This is a genomic window from Cellulomonas sp. P5_C6, assembly GCF_054049635.1.
Map to the genome: position 1 here is coordinate 23,288 of NZ_JBFULZ010000066.1, position 7,319 is coordinate 30,606.

Annotated in this window: 6 protein-coding genes; all 6 read right to left on the reverse strand. The window is 71.9% G+C overall.

The window, feature by feature from the left end; translation table 11 throughout:
• Nucleotides 1-140 precede the first annotated feature (140 nt).
• Nucleotides 141-1,142 (reverse strand): N-acetylglucosamine kinase, encoded by a 1,002-nt coding sequence (locus ACXJKG_RS09845; RefSeq protein ID WP_456845585.1) that lies wholly within the window; start codon nt 1,140-1,142, stop codon nt 141-143.
• Nucleotides 1,130-2,395, reverse strand: coding sequence for a 6-phospho-beta-glucosidase (locus ACXJKG_RS09850; RefSeq protein ID WP_456845586.1), 1,266 nt, complete (start codon nt 2,393-2,395; stop codon nt 1,130-1,132). Before ACXJKG_RS09850 ends, ACXJKG_RS09845 begins: the two co-directional genes overlap by 13 nt.
• Nucleotides 2,392-3,222 (reverse strand): carbohydrate ABC transporter permease, encoded by an 831-nt coding sequence (locus tag ACXJKG_RS09855; protein ID WP_456845587.1) that lies wholly within the window; start codon nt 3,220-3,222, stop codon nt 2,392-2,394. The genes ACXJKG_RS09850 and ACXJKG_RS09855 overlap by 4 nt, the downstream gene beginning before the upstream one ends.
• Nucleotides 3,219-4,145 carry a carbohydrate ABC transporter permease gene (locus ACXJKG_RS09860; RefSeq protein ID WP_456845588.1) on the reverse strand — a complete coding sequence of 309 codons (927 nt, stop codon included), beginning with the start codon at nt 4,143-4,145 and terminating at the stop codon, nt 3,219-3,221. The genes ACXJKG_RS09855 and ACXJKG_RS09860 overlap by 4 nt, the downstream gene beginning before the upstream one ends.
• Before the next feature lie 14 nt (nt 4,146-4,159).
• Nucleotides 4,160-5,494: an ABC transporter substrate-binding protein gene (locus tag ACXJKG_RS09865; RefSeq protein ID WP_456845589.1), complete on the reverse strand. Its 1,335-nt coding sequence runs from the start codon at nt 5,492-5,494 to the stop codon at nt 4,160-4,162.
• A 66-nt stretch (nt 5,495-5,560) separates the two neighbouring features.
• Nucleotides 5,561-6,736: an ROK family transcriptional regulator gene (locus tag ACXJKG_RS09870; RefSeq protein WP_456845590.1), complete on the reverse strand. Its 1,176-nt coding sequence runs from the start codon at nt 6,734-6,736 to the stop codon at nt 5,561-5,563.
• Nucleotides 6,737-7,319: the final 583 nt, after the last annotated feature.

The window sequence follows — 7,319 nt, forward strand, 5'->3', positions numbered from 1 at the left end:
GTTCGTCACGCAGCGCGCACCAAAGTCTTCACGCGACCCCGACCGGGATCGCTCGAGCCACCGACGTTTCCGTACGGCGGCCGTGTTCCGGTCACGGTCCGACCGCGCGAGAACGGGTCGCCTGCGTCGGACGACCCGGGTCAGCCGGCGAGAACCTCGCGCACCGCCAGTGACTCTCGGGCCGCCTCGAGAGCCGACGGCGACGCCCCGTGCGCCTCCAGCACCAGGAACGCGGCGCCCAGCACGGGCCGGTCCGCGACGAACACCAGGTGCGCACCGGGCGCCCCGGCGGCGATGCGCGCCCGGACGCCCTCGGTCAGCCCGGGGTCGCGCGCGGCGAGCACTCCCCCGCCGAGCACCACGGGCACGACCGCGTCGGCGAGGTCGAGGCGGCGCAGGGCCGCGAGCGCCAGGGCGGCGACCTCGTCGGCCTGCCGCTCGACGATCGCGACCGCGACCGGGTCCCCGCGCCCCGCGGCGTCCAGCACCACCGGCGAGAGGAGGGCGACGTCGTCGTGGTCGAGGTGGCCGAAGTGCAGGTCCTCGATGACCGCCGCCATCGTCGGGCGCCCGAGCGCGGCCGGCACCAGCTGGGCCAGGATCGTCGGCGTCCCGCGACCGTCCAGGGATCGGGCGGCGTGCCAGACCGCCTGCTCGCCCAGCTCGAAGCCGCCGCCCCAGTCGCCGGAGATCCGCCCGAGCGCGGGGAACCGGGCCGTCGCCCCGTCGGCTCGGCGGCCGACGCAGTTGATGCCGGTGCCGCAGACGACGGCGACGGCCTGGTGCTCGGCGGTCCCGGCCCGCAGGAGGGCGAACGTGTCGTTGTCGACGACGACGCCGGCCGCCTGCACGAACCACGGCAGCGCGTGCAGGGCAGCGCTGAACGTCTCGATCTCGACGGGCAGGTCCAGGCCGGAGAGGTACACGCCGACCCGCAGCACGCGCGGGCGGCTGACCAGCGCCAACGCTTCGCGGACCAGTTCGTCGACGACCGCGAGCGCCTCGGCGACGCCGATCACCTGCGGGCAGGAGCCGGGTCCTCGGGTGTGCGCCAGGACGGTCCCGTCGGGGGCGAGCGCGACGACGTCGGTCTTGCTGCCGCCCCCGTCGATCGCGAGCAGGACCCCGGTCACCGTGCCCACGCGAGGTGGTCTCGGTTCGCCGCCAGCAGGGCGTCGGTCAGTGCGGTCGCCTTGTCGTACTGACCGACCAGCGGGTGGGCCAGGAGCGCGCGGGTGACCCGGTCGCGCCCGCCGTGCACCGCCGCGTCGAGCGCCAGCCGCTCGTACCCGGCGACGTGCCCGACCAGCCCGGCGAGGTCGTCGGCCAGCGGGGCGACGGGCAGGGGCAGGATGCCGGACGCGCCGATGGTGGCGGGCACCTCGATGACGTGGTCGTCGGGCAGGAAGGGCAGCGTGCCGTCGTTGCGGACGTTGACCACCTGGACGTCCCCGCGGTCGGCCGTGAGGGAGGCGAGCAGGTCGACGGCGGCCTCGGAGTAGAAAGCGCCGCCGCGGCGGGTCAGCGCCTCGGGCTTGGTGTCGACCGACGGGTCGGCGTACAGGGCGAGCAGCTCGTTCTCGACGTCGGTCACCGCCTGCGCCCTCGACACCGCTCCCGGCGCCGTCTGCTCACGGAGGACCTCGTCGTGCGCGTAGTAGTAGCGCAGGTAGTACGACGGCACGCAGCCGAGCAGCGACAGGGCGGACGGCGGGAGCTCGACCTCGTCGGCAAGCTCGCTCAAGGACGACGCGAGCAAGCCCGGCAGCCGATCGACGCCGTCCACGGTCACGCCCCGCACCCACGTGAGGTGGTTGAGTCCGACGTGATCGAGCGCAACACGAGACGGGTCGACCGAGAGCATCGACGCGAACCGTCGCTGGAACCCGATGGCCACGTTGCACAGGCCGACGGCACGGTGGCCCTCCTGCAGGAGCGCGCGGGTCACGATGCCGACGGGGTTGGTGAAGTCGACGATCCACGCGTCCGGCCGTGCGTGCCGCCGCACCACGTCGGCGAGCGACAGCACCACCGGCACCGTCCGCAGCGCCTTGGCGAAGCCGCCGGGCCCGGTCGTCTCCTGGCCGAGGCAGCCGCACGCGTGCGGGAACGTCTCGTCGGTGTGCCGGGCCGCCTGCCCGCCGACGCGCAGCTGGAACAGCACGACGGACGCGTCGGACACCCCGGCGACGACGTCGGACGTGGCGGTGACCCGCACGTCGTACCCGTACCGCGCGAACATCCGTCGCGAGACGCCGGCCACCAGGGCGACCCGGTCGGACGACGGGTCCACCAGGCACAGCTCGGTGAGCGGCAGCAGCGACCGCAGCCGCGCGAACCCGTCGACGAGCTCCGGCGTGTACGTGGACCCGCCGCCGATGACGGTGAGCTTCATCCCTTGACCCCTGTCAGTGTCACGCCGCGCACGAAGGTCCGTTGTGCGAGGAAGAAGATGAGGACGACGGGGACCATCGCGATCAGGGTCGCGGCCATCGTGAGGTTCCAGTCCACGGCACGGGTGCCGCGGAACTGGGCGAGCGCGTAGGAGACCGGCCAGGCCGACTCGTTCTCCGACGTGTAGAGCAGCGGGCCGTAGTAGTCGTTCCACGACGTGAAGAACAGGAAGATCGCCGTCGCCGCGATGCCCGGCTTGGCCATCGGCACGATGACCCGCAGGAGCGTCCGCAGCTCGCCGCAACCGTCCAGGCGGGCGGCCTCGGTGTACTCCTTCGGGATCGTCAGGAAGAACTGCCGCAGCAGGAAGATCGAGAACGCATCGCCCAGCAGGTTCGGCAGGATGAGCGGCCACAACGACCCGGTCAGCCCGAGCTTCGACCACATCACATACAGCGGCACGCTCGTGACCTGCGGCGGGAGCAGCATCATCGCGATGATGAGCACCAGGTAGAGGTTCGAGCCGCGGAACTGGATGCGGGCCAGGGCGTACCCGGCGGRCACCGACGAGACGAGCATGAACGCCGTCGCCAGCCCCGCGTAGAGGAACGAGTTGCCGGTGTACTTGAGCATCGGCAGCTTCTGGAACACGAGCGCGAAGTTGTCCCAGTGCCACGACGTGGGCCACCCGAAGGCGGTCCCGGCCTGCTCCGGCGACATGACCGACGTGAGCAGGATGAACACGAACGGCGCGAGGAACAGCACGCAGAGCGCGACGAAGATCGCGTGGTCCGCCACCCAGACCAGCGGCGAGCGATGGCGGATCAACTGGCCACCTCCGGGGTGAACGCCTTGAACCGGCGCAGCAGGAACGCCATCACGACGGCGGCGACGAGGAACAGGACGACGGCCATCGCCGACGCGTACCCGAGCAGGTTGGCGCCGAAGGCCTTGGAGTAGAGCAGCTGGCCGTAGGTCAGCGTGGACTGGTCGGGCCAGCCGAGCGCACCGGCGGCGCCGGCCCCGACGCTCGCCTTGCCCTGGGCGGTCGTCGCGGCGACCGCGGGCTCGGTGAAGTACTGGAGCGCGGCGATGATGCCCGTGATCAGGGCGAACAGCAGCACCGGCGTCATGTTCGGCACGGTGACGTACCAGAACTGCTGCCAGCCGTTGGCGCCGTCGAGCTCCGCCGCCTCGTACTGCTCGGCGGGGACGTCGAGCAGGCTGGCCAGGAAGATCACCATGATGTCGCCCAGCACCCAGAGCCCGAGCAGGACCAGCGACGGCTTGGCCCAGGCCGGGTCCGTGAACCAGCCAGGCCCGTCGATGCCGACCTTGCCCAGCAGCTCGTTCACCGGGCCGGTGGCGGGGTTGAACACGAACACGAACGCGATCGTGGCCGCCACCGGCGGGATGAGGGCCGGCAGGTAGTACAGCGTGCGCAGCACGCCCGAGCTGCGCCGGGCGCGGGTGAGCACCCAGGCGACGACCATGGCCCCGACGATCCGGACCGGCACGAGGATCGCGACGAACCACAGCGTGTTGAGCACCGCGGTGCCGATCAGGGGGTCGCTCGTGAACAGGAACTTCCAGTTCGCGAAGTTGTTCCAGCGCGGCGGGTTCGACAGGTCGAACGCCGTGAAGGAGTAGTAGACCGTCATGACCAGCGGGAACACGAAGAAGATCAGCATGCCGAGCAGCGACGGGGACAGGAAGGCGAGCGCCGCCCTGTTCCGTCGGCGTTGGATCATCGAGGCCACGGGCGTCAGCCGGCCTGGAGCTTGACGGCGGCGTCGATCTCGTCGTCGACCTGCGTGAACATGCCGGGCAGGTCGGTGACGTCACCCTGCTGCCACTTGGCCGTGTGCGTCCCGAAGATCGTCTGGTACTCCGCGCCGATGGCGCTGGGCGGGGTGGTGGACGACTTCGCGTTCTCGAAGATGTCGAGGAACGTCTGGAACTGCGGCGTGACCTCGAGGTCGGGCGAGGTGATCGCGTCGTGCGTGGTCGGCGCGTTCTTCAGGCCGTTCGACAGCTTGACCTGGGCGGCAGTGTCGGTGGTCAGGTACTTGATGAACGCCCAGGCGGCCTCCGGGTTCTTCGAGCCCTTGCCGATGCCGATGATGTTGCCGGTGATGTAGCCCGCACCGTAGCTGTCCTCGTAGCCCTCGGCCGACGGGATCGGCGCGGTGCCGTACGTCAGGTCCGGCGCCTGGTCGTCGATGAACGCGGTCCGGTACTCGCCGTCGATGTTCATGGCGACGCGGCCGGTCTGGAAGTCGTTCTCGGCCGAGAACTCCTGGCCGAGCGCCGCCTGGAAGTCCGCCAGCTTCTGGTAGCCGCCGAGCCGGTCGATGAGGTCCTTCTGCCACTCGAGGATGGAGGTCCAGCCCGGCGACGAGCCGATGGCCGACGTGCCGTCCTCGTTGAGCCACTCCGCGTCGGCGGCCGGGGCCCAGTGCGCCTCGGCGTTCTCGTAGTAGCCGAGCAGCGGCATGAAGCCGAGCTGCTTGATCGACCCGTCGTCGTTGAACGTCGTCAGCTTGACGGCCATGTCGGACAGCTCGGCGAGCGTCTTCGGCGGCTCGGTGTAGCCGGCCGCGGCCAGCAGGTCGGTGTTGTAGTAGAGGCCGTAGACGTCCGCGAGGGCGGGCATCGTGCAGCGCTTGCCGTCGAACGACGTGTACCCGAGCACCGTGTCGGGGATCTGCGTCAGGTCGACGCCGTCGCGCTCGATGAAGCTGGTCAGGTCGGCGAAGTCGCCGGACGAGCACAGCGGGCCCACCTGGTCGGTGGAGTACGACAGGCCCACGTCGATGGCCTGGCCGGCGGAGATCGCCTTGCGCATCTTCTCGTCGTCCTGGCCGGACTTCACCGTGACCGTGACGCCGGGGTTGGCCTTCTCGAAGTCGTCGACCACCGACTGGATGACGTCGGCCTCGCGGTCGGTGAAGAAGTGCCAGAACTGGATGTCGCCGGTCACCTTCGCCGGGGCCGTGGCCTCGGCGGTCGGGCCTCCGGAGGCGCCGCCGCCGCAGGCGGTCAGTGCGAGGACGGCCGCGATCGCGGGGACGACGAGCAGGGACTTTCGAGTTCTCATCGTGTGCTCCTGTGTCGGGGCGCGACGACGCACCCGGTCGGCCGGGGTCGCCGTGCGTCGATGGGGTTAGGGGACGAGGTCGAGCAGCCGAGAGCGCAGGTCGGCGCCGACGACGGATCGCGCACCGCGCAGCACCGGGTGATCAGCCACGGTGCTCACGGAGATGTGCGGGGACCAGCGGGTGGTCCTGCGGATGTGTCCTCGCACCAGGTCGGCGAGGTTCTGACCGCCGGCGGCGCCGGTCGGTCCACCGAGCACGACCACGGGCGGGTCGAGCACGGCGAGCACGGGGATGACGCCGACCGCGACACGGGTCGCGAGCTCGCTGAGGACCGCGGGCCGCGCGGGGTGCACGGCGAGGTCCTTGAGCGTGGCGTCGAAGCTCCGGCCGCGGGCGCCGTGCGCCCGGGCCAGCTTGCCGACGGCGATGCCGCCGATGAGGTCCTGCAGGTCCTTGGCCGACGGGACCAGCTCGGCGGCCGCACGCGGGACGGGCAGGTAGCCGATCTCGCCGGCCCCGCCCGACGCGCCGCGGTGCAGGCTGCCGCCCAGGTCGACCGCGAGGCCGAGCCCGTCGCCCATCCACAGCAGCGCGAACCCGTCGACGTCCCGGCCGGCACCCTCGACCCGCTCGGCGACGGCCGCGAGGTTCACGTCGTTGTCGATGCGGACGCTGACCCCGAGCCCGTCCTCGAGCTGCGCGCGCACGGCCTTGCGCGGCCAGCCGGGGATCAGGCCGACGAACGCGAGGTCGTCCGTGCGCGGGTCGACCGCGCCCTGCAGGCCGACGATGACGGTGACGACCGTGTCGGGCGTCGTGCCCGCCGCCTCGCACGCGGCCTGGATCGCGGCGCTGATGTCGCTCACGGCCGACCGGTCGGCGGCGRTGCGCGCCAGCGGCACCTCGGCGATCGGGTACTCGGTGCCGGCGGCGTCGACCAGCGTGGACAGCACCCGGTGCGGCCGCACGTCGACCGCGACCGCGTGGGCCCGGTCGGTCCGGACCGCGTACGTGACGGCGCTGGGCCCGCGGGCCGCGGCGACGGAGCCGACGACGTCGATGAGGTCGAGCTGCTCCAACCGCGTGACCACCTGGCTGGCGGTCGGCTTGGACAGGCCGGTGAGCTCGCCAATCTGCGCGCGGGTGAGCGGGCCGTGCTCGAGCAGCAGGGCGAGCGCGGCCTTGTCGTTCATGGCGCGCAGCAGCCCGGGAGTCCCCGGCTGGCTGGGCGTGCCGCTCATGTCCACTCGTCCGATCGTCGTTGACCGAGGCCGCTGTGCGCGACCCCGTCAAACTAACAGGCAACTTTCCTAATAGACAACAGCCTGACGAGGTCGGACACGTCTCGGTCTCGTAACGGCCGGGTTACTTCTCGCCCGAGGGGCACCGGTCGGTCGCCGCGAAGCCGCGGACACCCGTCCGGCGCGGAGCGCGCGCGCCGGGCGCTCCCACCTGTCCGCGACCGAGCGCGCCCGTCCGTAACCGAGCGCGCCCGTCCGTAACCGAGCGCGCCCGTCCGTAACCGAGCGCGCCCGTCCGGTGACCGCGCTCGGTGGCGACGGACCGCACTCGGGGACGGAGGCCCGCGCTCGACACCGCGGCCGGCGCGGCATGAGCGGGCGCCGTCCGTCGTCGACCCGCTTGCCGAACGCGGTCCTACGTCGCGGAGCGCACTCGTCCGTCACCGAGCGCGCCCGCCCGGTGACCGCGCTCGGTGGCGACGGACCGCACTCGGGGACGGAGGCCCGCGCTCGACACCGCGGCCGGCGCGGCATGAGCGGGCGCCGTCCGTCGTCGACCCGCTTGCCGAACGCGGTCCTACGT

Bases quoted from the DNA above. Each gene is read 5' to 3' on its own strand.
- ACXJKG_RS09850 (WP_456845586.1), bottom strand. From the start codon at position 2,395: ATGAAGCTCACCGTCATCGGCGGCGGGTCCACGTACACGCCGGAGCTC.
- ACXJKG_RS09860 (WP_456845588.1), bottom strand. From the start codon at position 4,145: ATGATCCAACGCCGACGGAACAGGGCGGCGCTCGCCTTCCTGTCCCCG.
- ACXJKG_RS09865 (WP_456845589.1), bottom strand. From the start codon at position 5,494: ATGAGAACTCGAAAGTCCCTGCTCGTCGTCCCCGCGATCGCGGCCGTC.